Origin of the sequence: Aquisediminimonas profunda, assembly GCF_019443285.1 — a bacterium.
Lineage (GTDB): Bacteria > Pseudomonadota > Alphaproteobacteria > Sphingomonadales > Sphingomonadaceae > Aquisediminimonas > Aquisediminimonas profunda.
Genome location: NZ_CP080327.1, coordinates 1,524,701 through 1,550,092 on the forward strand (window position 1 = coordinate 1,524,701; position 25,392 = coordinate 1,550,092).

Annotated in this window: 19 protein-coding genes and 1 tRNA gene; 13 read left to right on the top strand and 7 right to left on the bottom strand. The window is 59.1% G+C overall.

The features are described 5' to 3' along the window. Positions 1-95: 95 nt before the first annotated feature. On the top strand, positions 96-1,691 hold the full coding sequence (locus K0O24_RS07595) for a long-chain fatty acid--CoA ligase (protein WP_246611169.1): 1,596 nt from the start codon (positions 96-98) through the stop codon (positions 1,689-1,691). A gap of 1 nt (position 1,692) precedes the next feature. Further along, positions 1,693-2,133 carry a DUF1330 domain-containing protein gene (locus K0O24_RS07600; protein ID WP_219895235.1) on the top strand — a complete coding sequence of 147 codons (441 nt, stop codon included), beginning with the start codon at positions 1,693-1,695 and terminating at the stop codon, positions 2,131-2,133. Here K0O24_RS07600 and K0O24_RS07605 read toward each other — a convergent pair whose 3' ends face one another. The 3 genes from K0O24_RS07605 to glpK all read right to left on the bottom strand — a co-directional run bounded on the left by K0O24_RS07605 (position 2,134) and on the right by glpK (position 7,000). Continuing rightward, positions 2,134-3,219: a PA0069 family radical SAM protein gene (locus tag K0O24_RS07605; RefSeq protein ID WP_219895236.1), complete on the bottom strand. Its 1,086-nt coding sequence runs from the start codon at positions 3,217-3,219 to the stop codon at positions 2,134-2,136. Between the two features lie 42 nt (positions 3,220-3,261). After that, positions 3,262-5,382: a PQQ-dependent dehydrogenase, methanol/ethanol family gene (locus tag K0O24_RS07610; RefSeq protein WP_219895237.1), complete on the bottom strand. Its 2,121-nt coding sequence runs from the start codon at positions 5,380-5,382 to the stop codon at positions 3,262-3,264. A 118-nt stretch (positions 5,383-5,500) separates the two neighbouring features. After that, positions 5,501-7,000, bottom strand: coding sequence for a glycerol kinase GlpK (gene glpK, locus K0O24_RS07615; protein ID WP_219895238.1), 1,500 nt, complete (start codon positions 6,998-7,000; stop codon positions 5,501-5,503). A gap of 146 nt (positions 7,001-7,146) precedes the next feature. Between glpK and K0O24_RS07620 the strand changes: the two genes are divergently transcribed. Continuing rightward, positions 7,147-9,123, top strand: a complete 1,977-nt coding sequence (locus tag K0O24_RS07620; RefSeq protein ID WP_219895239.1) for a hypothetical protein — start codon at positions 7,147-7,149, stop codon at positions 9,121-9,123. On the opposite strand, the gene K0O24_RS07625 is transcribed toward K0O24_RS07620, so the two are convergent. Next, entirely contained in the window at positions 9,120-10,730 is a 1,611-nt protein-coding gene (locus K0O24_RS07625) for an acyl-CoA dehydrogenase family protein (protein ID WP_219895538.1), read from the bottom strand. The genes K0O24_RS07620 and K0O24_RS07625 overlap by 4 nt on opposite strands. A 105-nt stretch (positions 10,731-10,835) precedes the next feature. Continuing rightward, positions 10,836-12,248, bottom strand: coding sequence for a sigma-54-dependent transcriptional regulator (locus K0O24_RS07630; protein ID WP_219895539.1), 1,413 nt, complete (start codon positions 12,246-12,248; stop codon positions 10,836-10,838). Positions 12,249-12,428: 180 nt separating this feature from the next. Here K0O24_RS07630 and K0O24_RS07635 point away from each other — a divergent pair, with 180 nt between their 5' ends. The 7 genes from K0O24_RS07635 (at position 12,429) to K0O24_RS07665 (ending at position 19,205) form a co-directional block, all read left to right on the top strand. After that, complete coding sequence (locus tag K0O24_RS07635) at positions 12,429-12,554, top strand: aa3-type cytochrome c oxidase subunit IV (protein ID WP_219895240.1); 126 nt, start codon at positions 12,429-12,431, stop codon at positions 12,552-12,554. 1 nt (position 12,555) lies between these two features. Then, positions 12,556-13,686: an NAD(P) transhydrogenase subunit alpha gene (locus tag K0O24_RS07640; protein WP_219895241.1), complete on the top strand. Its 1,131-nt coding sequence runs from the start codon at positions 12,556-12,558 to the stop codon at positions 13,684-13,686. A gap of 11 nt (positions 13,687-13,697) precedes the next feature. Continuing rightward, entirely contained in the window at positions 13,698-13,979 is a 282-nt protein-coding gene (locus tag K0O24_RS07645) for an NAD(P) transhydrogenase subunit alpha part 2 (protein ID WP_219895242.1), read from the top strand. Positions 13,980-13,983: 4 nt separating this feature from the next. Beyond that, positions 13,984-15,396 (top strand): NAD(P)(+) transhydrogenase (Re/Si-specific) subunit beta, encoded by a 1,413-nt coding sequence (locus tag K0O24_RS07650; RefSeq protein WP_219895243.1) that lies wholly within the window; start codon positions 13,984-13,986, stop codon positions 15,394-15,396. Positions 15,397-15,772: 376 nt separating this feature from the next. Further along, positions 15,773-16,735, top strand: a complete 963-nt coding sequence (locus K0O24_RS07655; protein WP_219895244.1) for a winged helix DNA-binding protein — start codon at positions 15,773-15,775, stop codon at positions 16,733-16,735. 52 nt (positions 16,736-16,787) lie between these two features. Continuing rightward, a tRNA-Val gene (locus tag K0O24_RS07660) sits at positions 16,788-16,863 on the top strand. A gap of 308 nt (positions 16,864-17,171) precedes the next feature. Next, entirely contained in the window at positions 17,172-19,205 is a 2,034-nt protein-coding gene (locus K0O24_RS07665) for an NADPH-dependent 2,4-dienoyl-CoA reductase (RefSeq protein ID WP_219895245.1), read from the top strand. A 29-nt stretch (positions 19,206-19,234) separates the two neighbouring features. Here K0O24_RS07665 and K0O24_RS07670 read toward each other — a convergent pair whose 3' ends face one another. Then, complete coding sequence (locus tag K0O24_RS07670) at positions 19,235-20,791, bottom strand: class I adenylate-forming enzyme family protein (RefSeq protein ID WP_219895246.1); 1,557 nt, start codon at positions 20,789-20,791, stop codon at positions 19,235-19,237. Between the two features lie 256 nt (positions 20,792-21,047). Here K0O24_RS07670 and K0O24_RS07675 point away from each other — a divergent pair, with 256 nt between their 5' ends. Next, positions 21,048-22,721: an amidohydrolase gene (locus tag K0O24_RS07675; protein ID WP_219895247.1), complete on the top strand. Its 1,674-nt coding sequence runs from the start codon at positions 21,048-21,050 to the stop codon at positions 22,719-22,721. Positions 22,722-22,982: 261 nt separating this feature from the next. After that, a complete protein-coding gene (locus K0O24_RS07680; protein ID WP_219895248.1) occupies positions 22,983-24,215 on the top strand; it encodes a sensor histidine kinase in 1,233 nt (410 codons plus the stop codon). 26 nt (positions 24,216-24,241) lie between these two features. Here K0O24_RS07680 and K0O24_RS07685 read toward each other — a convergent pair whose 3' ends face one another. Then, complete coding sequence (locus K0O24_RS07685; RefSeq protein ID WP_219895249.1) at positions 24,242-24,808, bottom strand: helix-turn-helix domain-containing protein; 567 nt, start codon at positions 24,806-24,808, stop codon at positions 24,242-24,244. A 104-nt stretch (positions 24,809-24,912) separates the two neighbouring features. On the opposite strand from K0O24_RS07685, the gene K0O24_RS07690 reads away from it, so the two are divergent. Beyond that, positions 24,913-25,389 carry a DUF6456 domain-containing protein gene (locus tag K0O24_RS07690; RefSeq protein WP_219895250.1) on the top strand — a complete coding sequence of 159 codons (477 nt, stop codon included), beginning with the start codon at positions 24,913-24,915 and terminating at the stop codon, positions 25,387-25,389. Positions 25,390-25,392: the final 3 nt, after the last annotated feature.

Genomic DNA, 25,392 nt, shown 5'->3' on the forward strand with positions numbered 1-25,392 from the left:
TGTCAGTCTTTGGGTCCAAGCTCAGATCCGTGAGTTTTTGGACTTTTGCATCCGGCATCAGCCAGTCTAAGGTATGGTCAGACGATTGAGACGAGATGGGAGTTTTGATGCTGGGAGGAATGCAGGACTGGTCGCTGCGTGTCACGCACCTGATTGATCATGCTGCGCGGGAGTGTGGTGACCGCGAGATTTTGACGCGGTGGGCTGACGGTGTGATCGAGCGGACACATTGGGCCGGCGTCGCCCAAGACGCCCGGCGGCTGGCACAGGGTTTTGCCGCACTGGGCTTGAAGCCAGGCGACAGGGTGGCGACTTTGGCCATGAACCACCACCGCCACCTTGCGACCTGGTATGGCGCGATCGGCTTTGGCGGTGTCATCCACACGATCAACACCCGGTTGTTCGATGAGGATCTTATCTACATCATGAACCATGCCGAGGATCAGGTGCTGCTTTACGATGCGCAGTTCCAGGGTCTGGTGGATCGCCTGAAGCCGCAGTTGAAGACAATCAGACATTTCATCGTGTTCGATGACCCTGACGGCTATCCGGCGTTTGTCGCAAAGCAGGATGGCAACTACGAATGGCATCAGGGCGATGAGCGAGATCCCTGCATGTTGTGCTATACCAGCGGCACAACCGGCAACCCCAAGGGCGTCCTGTATGAGCATCGGTCGACCATGCTTCATGCGATGGCAGAAGTTGCGCCGGGTGTCTTTGACCTGTCTGCCACGTCGGTGCTCTTGCCTGTTGTCCCGATGTTCCACGCGGCGAGCTGGGGATTGCCTTTCGCGGGCGCTGCTGCCGGTGTGAAATTCGTTTTCAGTGTTACCAATGACGCGCCGACACTGCACAAGCTGATGCTGGAAGAAGGCGTGACGCATTCCGCTGGCGTACCGACAGTTTGGCTAGCCATGTTCCAGCATCTTGATGCGACCGGTGCCGGGCTTGGCAGGTTGAGGCTGGTGACGATTGGCGGGTCTGCTGCTCCACGTGCCATGATCGAGCGGCTGATGGGGATGGGCGTGCGGGTTTCCCATGCATGGGGTATGACTGAAACCTCCCCGATCGGAACAATGGGTGCGCCGACAGCCAATTGGGATGACCTGTCGTTTGACGAACGCGTTGATGTCGTCTGCAAGCAAGGGCGCGTTCCTTTTGGCGTCGAACTGCGGGTTGTCGATGACAATGGCCATGTGGCGCCGCGCGACGGCAAGACATCGGGGCGGCTCCAGATTCGAGGGCCTTGGGTCATCAAACGCTACTTCAAGGCCGCTGCAGATGCGACTGAAGAGGGCCAGTGGTTCGACACTGGTGACGTGTCTGTTCTTCATCCGGATGGCACGATGCAGATCACCGACCGAGCAAAGGACGTCATCAAGTCGGGCGGGGAATGGATCAGTTCGGTCGAGCTGGAGAATATTGCAGTCGGTTGCCCGGGCGTTGCCGAAGCGGGGGCAATCGGCATTCCGCATCCCAAGTGGGATGAACGTCCCGTTCTTGTGGTGGTACGCAAGCCGGGCGCCAACCTGTGCGAAGCCGACGTAAAGGATTATCTGAAGGATCGGATCGCCAAATGGTGGATGCCGGATGCCGTCCTGTTTGTGGATGAACTGCCGCACACCGGCACAGGCAAGATCCAGAAGGTTGCACTGCGTGCTCAGTTCAAGGATTTCAAGCTGGAGGCCTGACATGAGTGAAGACCTGTTTGTCGATCCGTCGCGCGAGAATTTCGACGCCTTCAAGGCGCTGCCCCGCGACACGCCGATCCATATGCTGAACCTGCTCAGATTCCGCGACAAGGCCGCCTATCCTGATGGCCATGCCCTTGCTGGCAAGGGGCTTACCGGCAGGCAGGCCTATGCCGAGTACGGGCGGACAAGTGGGCCTGTTTTCGCAAGGGTAGGAGGGTCAATTGTCTGGCGCGGCAGGATGGAAACGATGGTCATCGGCCCGACCGACAAGCATTGGGATATGGCGTTTATTGCCTACTATCCCAACTCGGCTGCCTTTCTGGAAATGGTGACAGACCCGGACTACCGGAACGCCGTCGTCAACCGGCAGGCTGCTGTCCTGACGAGCCGCCTGATCAGGTTTGCTCCGCAAGAGGGTGACAGCGAAAGCTTCGGTTGATTAGAACAGGCGAAGCTGCGCGCCCTCCGGGGGACAAAACAGGCTCTCATTCAGTTCAATTCGCTCTTGGTTGAGCCCCAGTCTCTTGCAAGCAATGCGGAATCGGGCGCGGATCATGTCTGCCCATGGCCCCGACCCGCGCATGCGGCTGAAGAAGTCCGGGTCATTGTCACGTTCCTGTCGGATTGACCGGATGAGTGACATGACTTTGCCGGCTCGCTCCGGATAATGGGTGTCGAGCCAGTCGCGAAACAGTGGCGCGACTTCATGCGGAAGGCGGACAGGGATGAAGCTTGCTGTCCTCGCTCCGGCCGCCGCTCCGCGCTCAAGGATCGCTTCAATTTCGTGGTCGGTTATACCGGGGATGAGCGGTGCGACGTTGATGTGCGTTGGGATGCCTGCATCAATCAAAGCGCGAATGGCCTTCAGACGCTTTTCCGGGTGCGGCGCGCGCGGTTCAAGTGTGCGATGGATTCTTGGGTTGAGCGAAGTGACCGACAACGCGACAGCGACAAGCCGTCTGGCCGCCATAGGCGCCAGGATATCAATATCTCGGGTAATCCTGTCCGACTTGGTTGTGATCGTGCAGGCATGGCCGGTTTCCGCCAGAACTTCCAGAATTCCCCTCGTAATCTCAAGTCGCGCTTCGACGGGTTGGTAGGGGTCAGTGTTGGTTCCAAGCGCAATGGCGCTTGCGCGGTAGCCCTTTCTTGCAAGTTCGTTTCTGAGAAGAGCCGGGGCGTCAGGTTTTGCGAAGAGTTTGGTTTCGAAGTCCAATCCGGGCGAAAGATCATGGAAGGCGTGCGTAGGCCTGGCATAGCAATAGATGCAGCCATGCTCGCACCCGCGATAAGGGTTGATCGAATGCTCAAAAGGAATGTCAGGAGACGCATTCGTGCTGATGATCGAACGAGGCTTTTCGATCGTTACGCTCGTCTTCGGCGGCGGAGCCAATCCGTCGATATCATTTCTTTCGTCAAGCCATTGACCGTCTTCTTCCCGTGTCTTCAGGTTGAAGCGGGTCGGAGTCCGGTTCGCAGGCGCTCCCCGGCCAGGGGTGGCAACAGACAAGTCGATTCGGGGCATGATTGGATCATGCCCCGAATCATGAAACATAACAAGAACAAACTATTCGCCGCCGCTTCCGATCAGCTTGTCTTCGTTGGCGCGCTTGATGACGTATTGGCGAATATTCTCGATCTGCTCCGGAGAATACTGGCCAGCCCATGAGACCATGCCATTGTCCTTCAACAGGCCATCATGAACGATCAGCTGCCAGAGTTTGGCATTCCCAAGTGCCGCTGAGTGACGGACATCAGGATTGAGGCTGCCGGCCACTGCGGCGTTCCCGTGACACACACTGCAGCTGTTGCCATAATGGCTTGAACCGTCGGTGACTTGCTCTGGCGTTCCGGTAAACGGCGGCGGATCGAGGACACGCTTGCTGTATGGTGGTGGCGGGGGCAGGGTTTTGGCGCCGCCGATCTTGAAGACCAGAAGTCGACTGATATTCGGTGCCATGCGCGATTTGCTTACGAGCATCCCCCCTGAGACATCCCAGACGCCTCCCCAGCCGACCAGGATCGCGACATATTGCACACCCTTGACCGAATAGGTCATGGGAGCCGCTATGACGCCGGATTGGGTGGGGAAGGTCCAAAGTTGCTTGCCAGTGTCAGCGGCATAGGCGCGAAATTCGCCTCCAGCCGTTCCCTGAAAGACGAGGTTTCCAGCAGTTGCCAGCGTGCCGCCGTTTGTCGGACCGGGATAGTTGACCGTCCAGCGGGCTTTGCCAGCGACAGGATCCCAAGCGACAAGTGACCCATTCGATGCGGCTGCGGTCGCGGCCCGAATTGCCTTGTCTGCAGGGACTTCAAGGCCACCAACGTCCATGCCAAGCTGGAAGCCGACGGGGCCAGGCTTCCAATCCTTTGCGGCTGCCTTGTAGACCTGCACTGTCTCATTGGCCGGAATATAGACCAGACCTGTTTTCGGGCTGTATGACATTGGCGTCCAGCTATGCGCGCCTACTGCACCAGGCATACCGACCCACGGCTTGCCCGTGATTTCATATCGCGCCTCCGGATTGACGATCGGCTTGCCTGACACGGGGTCGAGACCGGATGCCCAGTTGATCTTGGCAAAGGGCTTGCCCGAGATGAATTTTCCTGTCGCAGCATCAAGCGTATAGAAAAATCCGTTCTTTGGTGCGTGCAGGATCACGTGTTGAGGTTTTCCGTTCACCGGTATGTCGGCCACCATGATCTGCTGGTTGGAATCGAAATCCCAGCGATCTTCCGGCGTTTCCTGGAAATGCCAGACGTATTCGCCGGTGTCGGGCTTCACCGCGACAATTGATGCCGTGTAAAGACTGTCACCTGCAGCAGACCCGCGCGCGGCGGGATTCCATGGCTCTGCATTTGCGGTGCCGAAATAGACGAGATCGGTTTTGGGATCATAGGTGATGGAGTCCCAGACCGTCCCGCCACCGCCATTCTTCCAGGCATCAGGAGCCCATGTCTTGGATGCCGCTTCCAGATGCTTGCCTTCAAACGGCTTGGATGGGTCGCCGGGGACCGTGTAGAAGCGCCATGCTTCCTTGCCTGTCTCAGCATCGTAGGCGGCCAGATATCCGCGTGTGATATATTCTGCGCCAGCGCTGCCAATCAGGACCTTGCCTTTGACAATGCGCGGGGCGCCAGTGATCGCCATATGCGACCCCTCTGGGATGGTCAGCTTGCTCCAGATGACCTTGCCATCGTCTGCGTTGAGCGCGATCAGTCGACCGTCGAGCGTGGCGACATAAACTTTGCCCTGATAAACAGCGACACCCCGATTGACCGCGTCGCAGCAGACATCGACCAATTTTGATCGCGGCACCTGCGGGTCATAAGACCAAAGTGGCTTTCCGGTGGCCGCGTCATAGGCTTTCACCATGCTCCATGCGGTAGTTATGTACATGACACCATCGACGACGATCGGTGTTGCCTCCTGTCCGCGCGCCGTATCGAGGTCGGACGACCATTCGAGGCCTAGCTGACCAACATTCGAGTCATTCACAGCGGTGAGCGGAGAAAAGCGCTGCTCGTCATAGGTCCTGCCATAAGTCATCCAGTTCGCGCCGTCATCTGCGGCAGCGAGCAACCGTGCATCATCGACCTTGGCACCCTTGCCTCCATTGTGGCCGCAGCTTGAAAGGCTTGCTGCACCAAGGATCAGGGCTCCAGCCAAGACATAGCGCTTGTACATACATCACTCTCCCGCACCGGCAGCCTGATTGACCATCCGGATTCGCGGCGAAACTGCCTTCGAAGAGCCGGTTTGTCCACAATTCCTTGGTTCCCAAAAAGGGGTTCTGCGGATGACGCTACGGATTGACCCAGTCGAACGATCGCGAAACAGCCTTGTTCCACGAAGCATAGAGGCTTGCCCGGTTGATTTCGTCCATCACGGGGTGCCAACGCTTGTCTACACCCCAATTGTCGACAATATCCTGCGTCGAATTCCAGTAGCCCACTGCAAGTCCCGCGGCATAGGCAGCGCCCAATGCAGTTGTTTCGATCACTTTGGGCCTCACCACGGGCACACCCAGAATATCGGACTGGAACTGCATCAACAACTCATTCACGACCATACCCCCGTCGGTTCGCAATTCGCTGATTGCGACGCCGGAATCCTTTGTCATGGCATCAAGGACTTCGCGGGTCTGGAATGCTGTCGCTTCAAGGGCTGCGCGCGCAATATGTCCTTTGTTTGCGAAACGGGTCAGGCCGGCAATGACGCCACGGGCATTGTCCTTCCAGTGAGGCGCGTAGAGGCCCGAAAAGGCCGGCACGAAATAGACATCGCCATTGTCGGAAACGGTTCGTGCCAGTGCCTCGATTTCACTGGCATGCGCAATGAGCCCCAGATTGTCCCGAAGCCACTGAACCAGCGCACCGGCAATCGAGATCGAACCCTCCAGCGCGTAGATCGCCGGAGCATCGCCAAGCTTGTAGCCAAGGGTCGTGAGCAGACCGCAGGTCGATGGAAACGGGCGTTCCCCAGTGTTCATCAGCATGAAACAGCCCGTGCCATAGGTGTTCTTTGCTTCTCCCGGATTCAGGCAGGCCTGACCGAACAGCGCGGCCTGCTGGTCGCCGAGAATGCCGGAAACCGGCACCCCCTGAAGCGCGCCGGTCGCAATGCCATAGACTTCGCTCGACGATCGGATCGTTGGCAGGCACGCACGCGGCACATTGAACAGCGCAAGAATGTCTTCATCCCAGTCAAGGGTTTCCAGATTCATCATTTGAGTGCGCGACGCGTTGGTCACGTCCGTCACGTGAATTCCCCCATCGCTACCGCCTGTCAGTTTCCAGGTGAGCCAGCAGTCCATGGTTCCAAACAGCAGGTCGCCTTGCTCCGCAGCAGCTTGCGCGCCGGGCACGTTATCGAGCAGCCAACGCAGTTTGAGTCCTGAAAAATAGGTCGCCAGCGGGAGGCCGGTTTGCGCCCGAAGCCGGTCCTGGCCCCCGTCACGAGCAAACCCGGTTACAAGTTGGTCTGTTCGCGTATCCATCCAGACGATCGCGTTGTGTATGGGTTCCCCGGTGTGGCGGTTCCAGACCAGGCTCGTTTCGCGCTGGTTGGTGATGCCAACCGCTGCAAGGTCACTGGGCAATAATCCTGCCTTGGCAAGTGCGCCCGTGATGACATTTCCCGTATTGCGCCAAATTTCGTTTGCGTCATGTTCGACCCATCCGGCGCGCGGCATGATCTGCTCGTGCTCTTTCTGGTCAACAGCAATGATCGTCCCGCTCCGATCGAAAACTATGAAACGGCTGCTTGTCGTTCCCTGATCGATCGCGCCAACATATCTAGTCATTTTCATTTCCTGTCGAATGGAAAGCGATGGTTATGAAAATGCGACTGTGCCGACAAGCGCGAAACGGGGAGCCTTGGTCAATCCGAAAGCGTGGCGGGAGCGCTGGAGGGGGTTGCCGCAAGAGACTTGGCCGCTACGATGGCGGGATGAATTCGCCTCACGCCGGGCTCTCCAGCTCGATTGCATTACCAAAATCACGCCTGTGCGTCGGAATAACCGGCCACCGCTACAGCAATCCGGTTTTTGGCCGGAATCACGCCGCTATCGAAGACGCATTGGGTTCGGTATTTGACACGATCGATGCCGTTGTCGCACGCCAAGGTGATGCGATTGCGCCAACGCGTCTGCACTCGCTTCTTGCCCATGGCACCGACCTCATGGCTGTAGAGCGCGCTTTGCAGCGCAGCTGGGAAAATGCTGCGCCTTTACCGTTCGGTCTTGCCTTGAATATCGCGATCAATGCGCATCCTGAAACCGCTGAAGATGCGCTCGCCATCATTGCAGGTGAAAATCCAGATTGCGCCGAAGCGAGTGCGCGGGCGATCCATATCCGTTCGCTGGCTGCGCAGGCTTTGTGCTTCGAACTGGCCGAGCAGGACGAGGCGATCACTGGGCTGTTTCTTGCAGCATTGCGGACGCCACAGGATTCGTCGGCCGCTGCCTCATTTGCGACGCTGAGTTCGGAGCGCGTTGCGGCGGCGGGCCGCATCATGATCGAGCAGTCGGACATTCTGGTCGCTGTCTGGGATGGCGTAACGCCTGGAGCCGTCGGCGGAACGCGGCACACCATTGCGGCAGCCCTTGCGCACGGTGCGCCGGTTGTCTGGATTGATGCCCGCAATCCGCTGGATTGGAGGATTCTCAGGACTCCCGAGTCATTGCATGCAGAAGTCGGTACCGTGTCGGCCGAACACATTGCAGTCCTGATTGAGGATATCGTCAGGCCGGCGACGCCTGATCAGGCCGAGCGCGTTATCCGCTTTCATACAGAACACTGGCATACGCGCAGCCATCGCCAATTTCATGCCTATCGCCGAATTGAAGCGATTTTCGGAGGGGGTGGCATCCGTCGCGCAGTGTCGAGCCTCGTCCAGAAATATGAGCGCCCAGATGATATTGCCCAGGGTTCGGGTGCACCGCTGCTTAGAACGGCGCGCGGACTCGCCGGCAGCGACCAAGCCTTTGTCGGCAGGATCGAAACGCAGGTGCTTCAGCGATTTGCCTGGGCAGATGGCCTTTCGACCTATCTGTCCGATGCCTATCGCGGTGGAATGGTCACCAATTTCCTGCTCTCTGCCTTCGCGATCATCGGCGGGGTGTCGTACCTGCCGTTCGCAAGTCCCGATTCCAAATGGCCTTTTGCCCTGTTCGAATTCCTGCTGCTTGTGGCCATTCTCGGGATAACGGCGATTGGGCGGAAGCGACGCTGGCATGGACGCTGGTTTGAAACGCGGCGTGTTGCCGAATATTTCCGCCATGCACCAATCCTGCTGCTGCTGGGGGTTGCGCGCTCGCCGGGGCGTTGGCCAAGGGGGTCTGACACGCAATGGCCGGAACATTACGCCCGTCTTGCCTTGCGTGAACTGGGTCTTCCAAAGATTGTTGTCACCCAAGCCTACCTGCGGACTGCATTCGAAGACCTTCTGGGACACCATGCAAAGCTCCAGCGGGCTTACCATCGTGACAAGGCCAAGCGGCTGACGACAGTCCACCATAACCTCGACCGCATGTCCGAAATCCTTTTCAGCCTCGCTGTTGCAGCCGTGGCGACTTATCTCGGCCTGGTTGCGGGCAGCGCACTTGGGCTGATTCCGGAGGCGACCGCACACAGCGTGTCAAAGTTCTTCACCTTTCTCGGCGTGGCTTTGCCGGCACTTGGCGGCGCTTTTGCCGGTATTCGCTATTTCGGTGACTTCGAACGCTTTGCGGCCATTTCCGAAGTGACGGCGGAAAAACTCGAAGCAGTCGAGCAACGAATCGCAAATCTGCGAAAAGTTGCGGACGGGCATATCCGCTATGCCCAGGTCGCAAACCTTGCGCATGCCATTGACGATATTGTGGTCGCTGAAATCGAGAATTGGCAATCGGTCTTTGCCGGAAAGCAGATCGCCGTTCCGGTCTAGGCGCGGCCCAACGCGCGCTGAAGTAGTTCGCGCGCGACAACTTTCAAGGCAAGCGTCTCCTCCGCCCCTTCGAAAATCGACAGGACGCGCGCGTCAACGAAATACCGGCTGACCGCGGTTTCCTCGGCATAGCCCATGCCGCCGTGAATCTGCAGGGCTTCTCTTGTGACAAGCTCTGCGGAGCGGCAGGCATAAAGCTTTGCGAGGCTTGCTTCCATCTGACCTTCGCCGGCGTCGAGCATCGTTCCGACGCGATAGGCCAACTGGCGGCAGGCAGCATATCGGGCGGCCATTGTCGCAATTTTCGCTTGCGTCAGCTGAAATGTGCCAAGCTGCCTGCCAAAGACTTGCCGGTCCCCGGCATAGCGAATGGCTGCCTTGATCGCGGCTGCCATCAATCCGCAAGCTCGCCCCGCAGTCTGGATGCGGCCGCCGGTCATGCCAGCCATCGTGTAGTAGAATCCGTTGCCCAAGCCGCCCGCTTCGCCAAGAAGATTGGCATCCGGCACAAAAAAATCTTCAAACGCCAAGTCGAAGCTGTGCATGCCGCGATAGCCGATCGTGGGAATGGCCTTGCCGCTCAAACGCCCGCCGGTTGATTGGCGATAGTCGAAGGCGTGGCCATCGAACGAGGGCTTCTCGACAAGCAGGATGCTCAGTCCCTTGTAACCGTCGGTATCGCCTGTTCGGGCGACAACCATCAGCACACCGGCTTTGCCGGCGAATGTGCACCAGGTCTTTGCGCCATTGAGCATCCATCCACCTTCTGTCTGCTGGCCCCGAAGGTTGAGGCTGGCAGCATCGGATCCGAAATCCGGCTCAGTAATTGCAATGGCAGCAAGCGGATCTCCGGCCGCGATCCTCGGCAACCAATAGTCCTTCTGGGCGTCAGTCCCTCCCGCTAGGATGGCGCGCGTCAGTATCTCGGGCCGTGTGATGAGACTTCCGGCGGCGCCCAGCGAAGCCTCTGACAAGGCCTCGGTGACCGCAATCATGGCAAGCGTATCTTCGCCTTCATCTGGTGCGCTTCCCCCAAAGCGCATAGGCACCGAAAGACCGAACACCCCCATGTCCCGCAATTGCGCCAGCAGGGATTCGGGGATGTCTTGATCATACCGGTGAATATCTCCTGCGATTGGCGCAACATGCTCCTGACCGAAGCGCTGGAACGTCTCGCGCATCAAGTCGACATGCGCATTGGTCTCAAGTCGTGTGAAATCGATGTCCGTGGCTATGATCGACTTGCCGATTTCCGCTAGCGCCGCCCCGATACCGTTCCGTTGCACCTGCAAATAATCTGCTGCACCGCGAAGGCTCGCGAGGTCCAAGTCGCAATCAAGTTCGGCTGCGATCGCGTCGAGACGTTGCAATGCGCTCGGCAGTGCAAGTGCTGCAAAGGTCAAGGCAAGATGAGCAGCGGCACCGTCGCGCGCCTGCAGCATTTCCCGAGCAGCGAAAAGTTCAGAGGCGGCAAAGGCGAGTTCGTAGCAGCAGATCTGGTGCTGATCGAGCAGGTTCCCGTCAAGCTTGCCGTTTACCGAGCAGCGCTGAGCCAGAACTGCAGCCGCGTTGGCGAACTGCGCTTCGAATCGCGCCACCAATTGCATCGTCACGGCACTCCCTGTTCGACGAGCCTTCTTGAAGGCCCGAACTCAAGTGCGGCTATGCGGATTTGTCGGCAAAGGCAATGGCTTCAACTGCCCCCAAATGTGTCAGGCGGCGTCGCTGATGCCAAGTTCTGCGAGCTTGCGGTAGAGTGTCGAGCGACCAATTCCGAGCCGTCGGGCAACTTCGGTCATGCGGCCGCGGTAATGTCCGATTGCGAGCCGGATAACATCTGCCTCGATCGATTCGAGAGGGCGAAGGTGGCCGTCGCTGTCATAGAGCGTGATGCCTGCCTCGCTTGCCGTCGAAGACACAAGCATGGACGACGACTTGCTCGAGATTTCGGGAAAGTCCTGAGAGGTGAGCGCGTCGCCTTCGCACAGGACGGCTGCGCGGAACAACGCGTTCTGAAGCTGTCGGACATTGCCTGGCCAGTCGTAGCTTGCAAGTACACTGAGTGCGCCGTCGGTTATGCCCAGACTCCGCAGGCCGGGCTGGCGCGCTATACGGGCCAACAGGTGCCGGGCAAGCGCCGGAATGTCGCTTCGACGGTCCCGCAATGGCGGAATTACCACCTGCACTACTGCAAGTCTGTAATAGAGGTCTTCCCGGAATCGTCCGGCTTCGACTTCATCGAGCAGGGTCTTGTTGGTCGCCGCGATGATCCGCACATCGACTTCGCGAAAGCCGCGGGCACCGATCGGATGAACTTCGCCAGTCTGGATGACGCGTAACAGTTTGACCTGCGCTTCAAGCGGCATTTCGCCGATTTCGTCAAGGAACAGGGTTCCACCATCGGCGTCCTGGAACTTTCCGATGTGGCGCGTGAATGCGCCGGTGAAGGCGCCCTTTTCGTGGCCGAACAGTTCGGATTCGATCAGGTTGGCAGGAATGGCCCCGCAATTGATCGCGATGAACGGCTTCTTCTCTCTTGGTGAGGCCGCATGGATAGCATCTGCGACAACTTCCTTGCCGACACCGCTTTCGCCTTCGATCAGAACGGGAATGCGTGCGCGTGCTGCCTTTGCGGCAACGGCAAGAGCTGCCCTGAATTCCGGGTTCGATCCGACTATCTCACCAAAGCCCAGCGGTGTGGAAATTTTCTCGGTAAGCGGGCGAAGTTCGCCTGCCAGGCTCTTTGCGCTAACGGCGCCGTCCAGCGCTGCGAGCAGCCGGTCGGGAGCGATGGGCTTGGCCAGGAAGTCCGTCGCGCCAGCACGCATGGCCTCAACTGCAACCTCTACCGAGCTCAGAGCAGTGAGCATCAGTATGGGCAAATCAGGCCTGAGTTCACGAATTTTGGCGATTAGTGACGTTGTGTCACCGCCCGGCATGGCCTGATCAATCAGGATTGCATCAAGGAGCATCCCATCGCGCGTTTCAAGTGTCGCTAGCGCCGAATCAGCGTCGGCAACGCCCAATGTCCGCCATCCTGCTCTCGCCGCAAGCGCAGTTACAAGCCGCGTCTGCGCAGGCTCGTCATCGACAAGCATCAGGATGCGGTTGCCCCCCGGGGTCATGCGGATATTGTCCAATGCGTCATGGAACTGTCCCATAACGGGGCATAGTAAACATGCGCTTAATGCTGCACTGTGACGTGCATCACGGTGCCAGAATTGTGACGGCCCAATTCGATAGTTGAGAATGCGGACAGCGCTGGCTAAAGCTCGAATGAAAATCTTTGAATCAAGGGGAAAGACATGGCTGGCAATAGCGACATGAAGGCACATCGCGAAACCTATGAGAGCGTGATGAGCTTGCTCAAATGGAGTGCTGTCGCTTCCTTCATCGTTGGGGCGATCGTTGTCGTTCTGATCGGCAGCTAACGTGGTCAAAATCGCTGTCCTCAAAGAGACCGCAGCAGGCGAATTCCGAGCTGCGGCAACGCCCGAGACTGTGAAGAAGTTCATTGGCCTCGGCGCGACTCTTTTCGTTGAGAAGGGCACTGGTGCCGGGGCTTCCATCTCCGATGCGGACTATGAGGCCGCGGGCGCAACGCTGGGCACTCTGGCGGCGACGGCAAAGGACGCGGATATCATCCTCGGCGTACAGGGGCCGGATCCCAAATCCCTGAAGGGCGTGAAGGACGGAGCCTGGATTGTGGCCGGGCTCGATCCGTTCGGTCAACGGGCACGGGTGGACGAGTATGCGAAAGCTGGTGTCGAGGCACTGGCCATGGAATTCATGCCGCGCATCACGCGAGCACAGTCGATGGACATTTTGTCGTCGCAATCGAACCTCGCAGGCTACAAGGCCGTGATCGATGCGGCGGGTGCCTTCGGGCGCGCCTTCCCGATGATGATGACAGCCGCAGGCACAGTCAGCGCGGCGCGGGTTTTCATTATGGGCGTCGGCGTCGCGGGGCTTCAGGCAATCGCGACCGCTCGCCGCCTCGGTGCGCAGGTTTCGGCAACCGACGTGCGCTCGGCCACGAAGGAACAGATCGAATCGCTGGGCGCCAAGGCCATTTTTGTTGAAAATGTTGCTGGCATCGAAGGCGAGGGCGCGGGTGGCTATGCGACCGAAATGTCGGATGAGTACAAGGCGGCACAGGCCGAACTGGTTTCTTCCCACATCGCCAAACAGGACATTGTGATCACGACAGCCCTGATCCCCGGACGCGCCGCGCCACGGCTGATCACCGATGCGCAGATCAAATCAATGAAGCCCGGCAGTGTGATCTTCGACCTGGCGGTGGCGCAAGGCGGAAACGTTGAAGGCAGCAAGGCTGATGAAGTCGTCGTGAAGCACGGCGTGAAAATCCTCGGCTATGCCAACACGCCGGCGCATCTTGCAGCCGACACGTCTGCCCTGTTCTCGCGCAACCTGTTCAATTTCCTGAGTGCGTTCTGGGACAAGGAGGCCGGCCGGCCGGTCCTCCCTGATGATGACGAAATCACGGCAGCCATCCGCCTGACCAAGGGCGGCAAGGTTGTGAATGAACGCCTGTTGGGCTGACGGGAGCAGTTATGGACTTCATCTCAATTCTTTCCATCTTCGTGCTGGCCTGCTTTGTCGGCTATTACGTTGTCTGGTCAGTTACCCCTGCATTGCATACGCCGCTGATGGCAGTGACGAACGCGATTTCCTCGGTGATCATTGTCGGCGCGCTGATTGCGTCGGCTGCGGCAGGCTCGCCGACGTCCAAATGGCTGGGGCTGATCGCCGTTGCGCTCGCAAGCGTCAATATCTTCGGAGGCTTCGCCGTGACGGCGCGCATGCTGGCGATGTACAAGAAGAAGGAGCGCTAGGCGCATGGAACATGTTGCTCCGCCCGCCTGGGTGATGCTTGCCTATCTGGTATCGGGCGTCTTCTTCATTCTGGCATTGCGCGGACTCTCTTCACCGGCAACGTCGCAACGGGGCAACCGGTTCGGCATGGCGGGCATGCTGATCGCGGTTGGCACGACCCTGTTTACGCACGAAATTGCAAGCCTGCCTGAAATTGCCGGCGCAATTGCGATTGGTGGCGGGATAGGCTGGATCACTGCGCGGCGCATTGCGATGACCGACATGCCGCAGCTTGTCGCGGCCTTCCATTCGCTTGTCGGCATGGCGGCAGTGCTGGTGGCAGCAGCTGCATTTCTCAATCCGCAGGCATTTGGCATTGCCGATGCTGATGGCCTGATCCACCAGGTCAGTCGGATAGAAATGGGTCTGGGCGTTGCGATTGGCGCCATTACCTTTTCCGGCTCTGTGATCGCGTTTCTCAAACTCAATGGAAACATGTCCGGCGCGCCGATCATGTTGCCGGCCCGCCACGTGATCAATCTGGGCACTCTTGCCGCGATCCTTGGCCTGATCGGCTATTTCCTGACTGATCAGAGTCCCTGGATATTCTGGACGATTACCGGCCTGTCCTTCCTGATCGGGTTCCTCCTGATCATCCCCATCGGCGGGGCAGACATGCCGGTCGTCGTGTCGATGCTCAACAGCTATTCGGGCTGGGCGGCGGCCGCGATGGGCTTCACACTCCACAACACGGCGATGATTATCACGGGTGCGCTGGTCGGCTCATCGGGCGCGATCCTGTCTTACATCATGTGCAAGGCGATGAACCGAAGCTTCATTTCGGTGATTGCGGGCGGCTTTGGCGCGACCGCCAGCTCCGGCGGCGATGCGGCCAAGACCGATCGGCCATGGAAGCGCGGTGCTGCCGAAGACGCGGCCTATATGATGAAACAGGCTGATCAGGTGATCATCGTGCCCGGCTACGGCATGGCTGTGGCCCAGGCGCAGCATGTCCTCAGGGAAATGGCTGACCTGCTCAAGAAGGAAGGCGTCAAGGTCAAATACGCGATTCATCCGGTTGCCGGGCGCATGCCGGGGCATATGAACGTTCTGCTTGCCGAGGCCAATGTGCCGTATGACGAAGTGTTTGAGCTGGAAGATATCAATGGCGAATTTGCGCAGACCGATGTCGCATTCATCATCGGCGCGAACGATGTCGTGAATCCGGCTGCCAAGACGGACAAATCATCACCCATTTACGGCATGCCGGTATTTGATGTGGACAAGGCCAAGACCGTGTTCTTCATCAAGCGTTCAATGGGGGGCGTTGGCTATGCCGGCGTCGACAATGACGTCTTCTACATGGATCAGACAATGATGTTGCTCGCGGATGCCAAGAAAATGGTCGAGGACATCGTCAAGGCCCTGCAGCATTGATCAGCAGACCGGGGGCTTTGAACCTCCGGCGCTGACATTTGGGGAAGGGACGCCGGAGGTTCAGCAGCCTTGATCGGGACCACACCGTCTGGGCTGGATCATGACATTGCCGATGGAATCCGTTCGAATATCTTAACGCGGCCCTGACAATCGCATCCAATTCGGAGGCATTGCGCTGCGTATTTCCTCATGAATCGCAGTTGCTACGATCCAAAAGGGTCGGGCCCGCTGAATTGAAGGATTGGCCTGCCCGGCATTTCACACCATTATGGCGTTAACCCGCAAGGACGGGCCGGACAAAGCATGGCAGTTTCAGCGGTGAGGGGATCGGCTGGCAGCATGACCGTCGGTGTATTGTGCGTAACTGAGGTATCAAATGACGGGGTTTCTTGGCGGGGCTGGCAGTTTTGATTCGGGTCCGAGTGCACTGATATTCGCAGATAGTGAAGCAGGGGGATTGGCCGCTGAGGCCTCGGTTCGCATTGTTGGCGGGCGTATTGCGGGCCGGTTGCACCTTGCGGACGCCGTTGACCGTCTCAATCGACAGGCTTCGATCGACGCGGTCATCGTCGATCTGACCGATGACCATGGCTCAGTCGCGGATCGTTTGCTCGATATGCTGAGCTATATTGCAGAGCGCGACAACCGGCCCGTCATCGTCGCTGCGCGTTTTGCCTTGCTTGATTGTGTCGCAGCACGTCTGCATTCAGGCCCTATCACGCTCTTGTGCGACCCCGATCTGATTGATCGTGTGTCAGCACTGGCGCTGGCTTGGCAAAACGAGGTGCGGCTTGGCGTTGCGGACATTACGTCGGAGGATGACAATGACCGCCTTCGCCGCCTAGCTGAAGAAGTGAGCCGCATTGCCCAGACTCTGGCCAAGCTGTCCAGCACCGCAAGTCCAGAATCGGGCGATGGCTTGAAACCGGCAAGGCGCGTCGAGGATATGCGGCCGACTTTTGCGGCAGAGCCAGTGCAGCTCGCGCCCGCCTTGGCCAGGGCAGAGGACTTGCGCGCAATCCTGCGCCAGCGTCGATTGCGTAATCGCTTCTTCGACCCGGCACTTTTTGCTGATCCCGCCTGGGACATGCTGCTGGATCTCATGGCTGCAAGGCTTGAAGGCGAGAGTGTGTCCGTGACCAGTTTGTGCATTGCCTCTGCTGTCCCTTCGACCACGGCATTACGCTGGATTCGCACTCTGATTGATACGGGATTGGTGCAAAGGCGAGCCGACCCCGCAGATGGTCGCCGCATCCATATCAGCCTGACCGACCCGGCTGCATTGGCGATGAGCGCTTATCTGGCCGCAGCTCTGGGGCAAGAAGGTCTGATCGTTTGAAGGGCTTGCCCCGCCTGCCCTGATCGGGCAAAGGCGCAATTCCTGCGCAAGCGGGCGCTTAGCTCAGTTGGTAGAGCATCTCGTTTACACCGAGAGGGTCGGCGGTTCGAGCCCGTCAGCGCCCACCACAGTAACCCTGGAACGGCGCGGGTGTTTGGCCAGAAGCCGTTGTCGAGGAAAGTATCTGCCGGTTTCCAACGAACCGATACCTCGCAGACCGCCTTAACTGGTCTCGATATGCCTCTGAAATTCTCTGCAACCACAATTTTGGCAGTATCGGCGCGGCCCATTTCCGCTTCAATGCGATCAACTCACTTTGGTGGAGCTACAACGGACAAGTATGAGTAAAGGACGGGTTGCAGGTCGGTCTGAGCGCCTCCTTGACGCATCGATGGACGTCCACTTACGCCAATCCGAAAATTCAGAAAGCTGACGCATGACCCCTCACCCCAAATACCCGCACGTCTTTTCGCCACTGAAGGTTGGCAACACGTCGATCAAGAATCGGATCCTGATGGGGTCGATGCACACCGGGCTCGAGGATCTGCCCGATGCCGGTGACCGGCTCGCGGCCTATTTCGTCGAGCGCGCGAAAGGTGGCGTGGGGATGATCATCACGGGCGGCATCGGCCCGCATCGTACAGCCGGGCTTGGCGCAAAGCTGGTGGGCGAGGCGGACGTCGCCATGCACCGGCAGGTGACACAGGCAGTCCACGCCGCTGATCCCACAGTGAAAATCGTCATGCAGATCCTTCATACCGGTCCGCTGGCGGGCACGCCCGATTGCGTTGCGCCCTCGGCGATCAAGTCGCGGATCGGGCGGCATGTCCCCCATGAACTGAGCGAAGACGGGATCGCCGAACAGATTGCCGCATTTGCCAATTGTGCCCGGCTGGCCAAGGACGCAGGCTATGACGGGGTCGAGATCATCGGTTCGGCAGGCTATCTCATTTCGACCTTCCTCGTCGAAAAGACCAACCGGCGGACCGACCAATGGGGCGGCTCATGGGAAAACCGGATGCGCTTCCCGGTCGAAGTCGTCCGCGCCGTTCGCAAGGCCGTCGGCCCCGACTTCATCTTCGTGTTCCGGATCTCGGCAATGGACATGCTCCAGGGCGGCATGGCGTGGGACGAGGTGGTGAGCCTTGCCAAGGCCCTTGAGGCGGAGGGCGTCGACGTGATCTCCACCCATTTCTGCTGGCACGAGAGCTTTGTCCCGACCATTGCCACCATGGTCCCGCGTGCAGCCTTTGCGGGCGTTACGGGGCGGCTGCGCAAGGAACTGTCGATCCCCGTCATCACCAGCAATCGCATCAACATGCCGCAGGTCGCAGAAGAGGTGCTGGCGAGGGGCGACGCAGACATCATCTCGATGGCAAGGCCGATGCTCGCTGACGCGGATCTGGTCAACAAGGCACGCGAAGGCCGCGAGGACGAGATCAATACCTGCATCGCCTGCAACCAGGCCTGCCTTGATCATACGTTCACAGGCAGGCTGACGAGCTGCCTCGTCAACGCCCGTGCCTGTCGCGAGACGGAAATCGCGATCACTCCTGCGGACTCTGCAAAGGATATTGCCGTCGTGGGTGCAGGGCCTGCGGGTCTGGCCTTTGCAACCATTGCGGCAGAACGCGGGCACCGTGTGACCCTGTTCGAAGCGGCCGAAGAGATCGGCGGCCAGTTCAATCTCGCCAAGCGCATTCCCGGCAAGGAAGAGTTCCACGAAACCCTTCGCTACTTCGCACGGATGATCGAACTACGCAGGGTAACGTTGCGGCTTGGCACACGGGTCGACGCAACGACGCTTGCGGCTGAGGGTTTTGACGAAGTGATTGTCGCCACCGGCATCACGCCGCGCACGCCCGCGATTCCCGGCATCGATCATCCCAAGGTCGCTCGCTATGTCGACGTGATCACCGGTCGAACCCCTGTTGGCCGGAAGGTTGCAATCATGGGCGCAGGCGGTATCGGTTTCGACGTTGCCGAGTTGATCACGCATGAAGGCGCCAGTGCCGCGCTCGACATCGATACATTCGCACGCGAATGGGGCGTCGATTTCAAGAACCATCCGCGTGGCGGGGTAACGGGCATCGAACCACAGGTTGCGCACAACAGCCGCGAGGTGACGCTGCTTCAGCGCAAGGCAACGCCGGTCGGCCAGGGGCTGGGCCGGACCACGGGCTGGACCCACCGCCTGGCCCTGCAGCGGCGCGGCGTAAAGATGGTCTCAGGCGTAGACTATGTGAAAATCGACGACGCGGGCCTGCATTGCACGATCGGCGGGGAACCGGCCTTGCTGGATGTCGATACGGTCATCATCTGCGCGGGGCAGGAACCGGCCCGCGGCCTTCATGACGAACTCGCCGCCCTTGGCGTGAAATCGCAGCTTGTCGGCGGGGCTTTCGAAGCCAGCGAACTCGATGCGAAACAGGCCATTAAACAGGCAACCGAACTGGCAGTAGCGATGTAAGCCACGCCTGGGGCCCGTAGCGTCAGCCCTCAGGTTCCGGAAAGTTCGGCCCGCAAGTCTGACTTCAGTATCTTGTTGGCTCCGCTGAGCGGCATGGGTTGGTCGCGAATATCAACGCTGCGCGGGCATTTGTAGTGCGCGATCAGGCCACGGCAGTGCGCGATCAGGTCCGCTTCGGTGGCATCCATCCCGTCGCGCAAATTCACGACCGCGTGGACGGTTTCACCCCAGAGCGGATCCGGCTTGCCGATGACCGCACATTGCGAAACAGCCGGATGAGACGCGAGTGCATTTTCGACCTCCTGAGACCAGACATTCTCGCCCCCTGTAATGATCATGTCTTTCAGGCGATCAACGACGAACAGGTAGCCATCCTCATCCAGATACCCGACGTCGCCCGTATGCATCCAGCCGCCGCGCAGGGCTTCCGCAGTCTGTTCCGGACGATTCCAGTATCCCTGCATAACCATGGGGCCGCGGGCGACGATTTCACCGTGCTGGCCTGCAGGCAGCTGCCGGTCATCCGGCCCAACGATTGCAATCTCCGCCAACATCGCGGGCCGGCCGGCAGAACGCAGGCGATTTGTTCCGGTCGCTTCAGGGCCATGGTCGCGCCAGCCCAGGATGGTGACGACCGGCGAAAGTTCGGTCATCCCGTAGGATTGGAGCAACCGCGCCGCAGGAAGCGCTTCCATGAACTCCCTGAGCAGGGGTTCCGGCATGGCGGCCGACCCATAGGAGACATAGCGCAGGCTCGAAAGGTCGGTCTCGGCGAGACTTGGCTCGTCGAGCAGCATGCGAAACATGGTCGGCACGAACGTCGCATGCGTCACACCGGTTCGGGCGATCTCGGCAATGACCTCTGCTGCAACAAACCGCGGTAGAAAGACATGCGTGCCAGCGACATGCGTTGTCGAAAAGAGACGCGCAGCAGCGGCCACATGGAACAGTGGGCCGTGATGCAGATGGACCGTGCGTTCATCCATCCCCAATTCGGACACGACATTTGCCGTGTTGGCGCAGAAGTTGGCATGACTAAGCATGACGCCCTTGGCGGCATTGGTTGTCCCGCTGGTATAGAGGATGCATGCAAGGTCATCGCCATGACGCCCCGCATCGTCAGCAGGCCGCTGGCCGCGCACAAGTTGTTCGTAATCATGAAAACCTGCCGGAGGTGCACCCGCGCCGCAATAGATCATGTGCCGCGCTTTCCCGTCGGGCCCCGACGCAAGCGCGCTCTGCATGGTCGCGAATTCCGGGCCGAGGATAATGATCTGGGGAGTGCAATCATTGGTCTGCGCGACAATCTCGTTCAATCCGAGCCGGTGGTTGAGCGGCACAATCACTCCACCCGCATGCATGGCGGCAAAGAAACATTCCAGCGAACGGTGGCTGTTCAGCGCAATCAGGACAATCCGCCCGCCCGGCTGGAACCCGAGCGACATGAACGCAGCGGAAAGGCGCGCAACACGATCCGAAAATTGCGCCCAGGTATAGCGGGCCGGACCGTCGATAACGGCGGTTTCATCGCGCTTGATCGCAACCGCTCGCCTTACGGCTTGGGTAAGACTGAACCCCGTTCCCATTATACCTTCTTCTCCAGTTTTTCAGACTGACCGATGCATTGACCCGCCAATTGCACAGCTGGGCACGATCGACAAATGGCGCATCGACTTCGTCATAGCCGTTGTCAGCTCAAGGCAAAGGCGCGACATTACGGCTACTTGGGCGCGATGCAGGACGTCTCATTTCAGCGACGCGGCGCATCGGGGAGACTACTGGACGAGCATCGGGTTTCGGGGCAGTAGGTTTGCAAAGAACAGACGGGAGCGGGTGGACAGAATGAAGCGATTGGCACTCCTTTTCGGTTTGGCCGCAACGATGGCCAACGCCGCTCCTTCCGCACCGATGGCAACTGTCTGGCAGGGCGGTCCCATCATTACCATGGCTGGCGAGCAGCCCGAATTGGTCGAAGCAATTGCCGTCCGCGACGGACGTATCATTGCGGTAGGCTCGCTCAAGACGGTCCAGGCTGCCGCTGGCAGGCGCGCGGCAAAGGTTGATTTGAAGGGCAGAACGCTTCTGCCCGGCTTCATTGATGCGCATGGCCATGTCAGCTCGGTCGGTCAGGCGGCAGGTCTGGCACGCCTCGCCCCGCCACCGGTCGGCAAGGTTGATTCGATCGCTGCCCTTCAGGATGTGCTGCGTGCCGATAGCCCCCCGCCTGGCATGCCCATCATTGTGGGCAATGGTTATGACGACTCGCAGCTGGCCGAACGTCGCCATCCGACCCGGCACGATCTGGATGCCGTGTTTGCGGACAAGCCGGTGCTCATTGTCCATGCGAGCGGCCATTTTGCCGTGTTTAACAGCGCAATGCTCAAACTCGCTGGAATCGGACCGGATACACCAGATCCTCAGGGAGGGGTCATCCGTCGTGAGGCGGATGGCAAGACACCAGATGGTGTCCTTGAAGAGACCGCGTTTTTCAATGTGGCTGCCAAGATCATCCCCCCCTCCCTCGACAATGGTGTCATGTCACTGGTTGCTGGCGAAAAGATTTATGCAGCCAATGGCATCACGACGGCTCAGGATGGTCGGGTCATGCCGGAGGCTTGGCCAGCGCTTGCAGAAGCAGCACGACGCGGGGTGCTGCCGATCGATACCGTCGCTCTGATTTCCTTTGAGCGGGAATGGCCTGCGGATGTGCGCGCTCTCATTGGCAAGTCCTACGATCATCGGGTCAGGATTGGTGGCATCAAGCTGACCATTGATGGCAGCCCGCAAGGGCGGACGGCATGGTTGCATGATCCCGTGCCAGTGCCACCCCCCGGCAAGGATGCGGGCTATCGGGGCTATGCTGCAATCGACCTGGGGCTATTCAACGCAAAATTGGCCGAGGCCGCTGTGAATGGATGGCAAGTCTTTGTTCATGTGAATGGCGACGAAGCCATGCAGGCACTCATTGACGGCGTTGCGAAGAATGGTCTGACTGGCAAACGGACGATCGCCATTCATAGCCAGGTTGTCCGGCGCGAGCAGCTTGACGACATGAAGAAGCTCGACATTCAGCCAAGCTTCTTTGCCAGCCACACTTGGTATTGGGGCGATTGGCACCGCGACGTGGCGCTGGGCCCGATGCGGGCGGATTTCATTTCACCGCAGGCGTCCGCATGGGCTGTCGGCCTTCGTCCTACAGCCCATAATGACTCGCCTGTCGTCCCGCCTGACATGATGCGGCTTATCTGGTCGTCTGTGAACAGGAGAACCCAATCGGGAGACATATTGGGTCCGATGGAGCGAATTTCTCCCTATCGCGCGCTGCAGCAAGTCACCATCAATGCGGCATGGCAAATCCATGAAGATGGCGACAAGGGAAGCCTCGCCGCGGGCAAACGCGCGGACCTGGTTGTGCTCGACGCCAATCCGCTGGCCAGTGATCCAACCCGACTTTTCGAGATCAAGGTTGTGGCCACGATCAAGGATGGCCGCACGATTTTCGGAGCGATCGACTAGGCTGAGAGGCTGGCCTTTCAAGAACGCCTTGCCGGGTTTCAAGGGTGCCGGCTTGGCGAGTTTTCAGCGAGATCTTGCCAGCATCGTCGAGATCGTCGGTCGCCGTGACATGACAGTCCGATAGCCGCGATTGTCACTTGTCCGGATCGAATCCCGGTTTGGCGTTATTTCCCTGACAAACCGCTGGCGCATCCTTACAGTCTCCGTTCGCTTCGTTGCAGATGGTCGTTGCGGTGCGCATCCGGAAAAGGTTTCCTCAAAATGCCCCGCAAACGTATCAAGCTCGAAACGAACGCTGCCGAGCTTGTAGAAGAAGCGCCAGACGGTGCTCATGAGCAAAAGTCCTTTGCTCAAGCCGTTGACGAAGTGGGCACCGGTTCGATGCTGGGGTATCGCCTTGAGCAGCAGGCAGCGCTCTCAAATTTTGGCATGGAAGCCTTGAAGTCTTCCTCTCTCGCTGATCTGCTGGACCATGCCGCCAGAACTGCAGCGCTCGGCATGCGCGCCAGCCTCTCAAAGATTCTCGAGTATCGCAAAGCGGAAAATGATCTCTTCATCCGGGCTGGCGTCGGCTGGCGTTCGGGTGTTGTGCAGAACATGGCCTTCGCTGCCGACATCGAATCGCCCGCGGGTTATGCCTTTCAAACCGGTTCGCCTGTCATTTCCAACCACCTTGAGGATGAGGACCAATTTCGCACGCCGCTGTTGATGATTGAACATGGCGTAAAGCGCGCGATCAACGTGCTGATCACCTTTGGTGGGGGGCGATGGGGCGTTCTGGAAGTCGATAGTTCGTCCTCGGGCGAATTTGAGGCCGCAGATCTGGCGTTTCTGCAGGGTCTCGCGAATTTCATCGGTGTGGCCCTCGATCGTCAGGTGGCCGAGGACCGATTGTCCCAAGCGCTGGAGTATCAGAAGCTGCTCGTTCAAGAGGCCAGCCACCGGGTAAAAAACAGCCTCGCTATCCTTTCAGGCATTCTCTTGATGAAAGCTAAGTCAAGCAACAGCGCAAAGGAGGCCGACGCTCTTGGCGACGCCTCTGACCGCGTCATCGCAGTCGCTCGAACACATGATCGATTGTGGCGCGAAGCTGGCGGCCACTCGGTTGATCTTGGGACGCTCGTCACAGACCTTTGCCAGACGCTGGCGAAGCAACTCGAGCATATCGACATCAAGTGCTCGGCCGAAACCATCGAAATGTCAGCGGATGACGCTGCATCCTTTGCCCTCTTGGTGACCGAGTTGGTGACCAACTCCGCCAAACATGCTTATGGGCCTGGCGGGGGAATTGTTTATGTGGGTCTGAGTGCTGAGGGTCAAAGCCGGTTGCTGGAAGTGCGCGATGAAGGCATGGGGTTGGGACCTGACTTCACCATCGAAGCTTTAGGTCCGCAAAGTCTGGGGATGAATCTGATCCATGCCTTGTCGCAGAGCCTGGGCGGAACGATTGAAATTGTGAGAGAAGGCGGGGCAATTTTCAGGGTCCGCTTCTGATCCAGAAGGCCAGTTTGTCGCGCTCCCTAGCCGAGGCCCCTGACCAGCTTTGTTGCTACGCCCATCCAGGCAGGATCCTCAATGATCTGCTGCTTTGCTCCCGACCCCAACGGCAGGACTTGGAGGCGGTTGCCCTCCCGACCGATCAGGCGGCCAAAAATGAAACGGCCTGCCGGGCGCGGCAGGAGCACATCGCGGTTGAGTGCAAGGGCGAAGCGGTCCGGGCCATAGCGATCGCACCAGATTTCGTCGCCCGCGCGATATTCACCGACACTGGAATCGACGAGAATCGAGATGGCGCCTTCGGTCGGCAGGGGCGGTGTAACGACAATCGGGTGCCGGGGCGCATTGGCTCCATCCGTCCCAAGAATGGCTGCCACAGGCAGGTCCGCGCGTCTCGGCATCTTGACGAGATCGCCCGCATCGACATCAAGGGCCGCTGCAATCCGGTTCAGCCATCCCACGGAGACCGTTCTTGTTCCCGTTTCGAGCCGTCCTATCGTCTGAGCGGTTGTCGGTGGATCGCAACGTTCGGCAACGTCTGCAAGCGTCAGGCCCTTGGCGCGGCGGACTTCACGAATGGCAGTAATCATAGCTGGCCTCAGAAATGGGTTAACCGATAAGGTTTTTCTCTTTCCTACAGATGATCCCCCATGGCAAGTGAAAATCCTGATCGATTCGCAAGAGGAAAGAAGGTGTGAAGCAAGTTTTGGTGGAGCGCGGTTTGCCGCAAGACGGACAGAGCGCAAAAGCACGCAAGGTAAGAAGTGTTCGGGTGAACCTGGCAGAATCGCCGCTTGGGTGGTTGCGGGCGAGGGGTCTTGTCAGCGAGCGGCAATTGGCGGCGGGAGAAGCTCTGAGACAGGATTATGAGCGCGCCGCGCTTGCTCAGAGGGTGGTGATGCGATGGGACGCATCGCCGCCGGAAAAAGGCCGCAGTGGCGGCAATCAGCATGGAGCAAGCACGCTGGCGCAGATTGATGCCCGTGAGCGGTTTCACAGTGCCCTTGCGATGGCGGGTCCTGGCCTTGCAGACATACTGTGGCGGGTCGTCTGCGCAGGCGAGAGTGTGCCAATGGCGGAGGACGCCTTGGGCTGGCCGACACGGTCGGGACGGTTGGTGCTCTTGCTGGCGCTCGATCGCGTTGCGGACTATTACCGGATCAACATTTAGGAG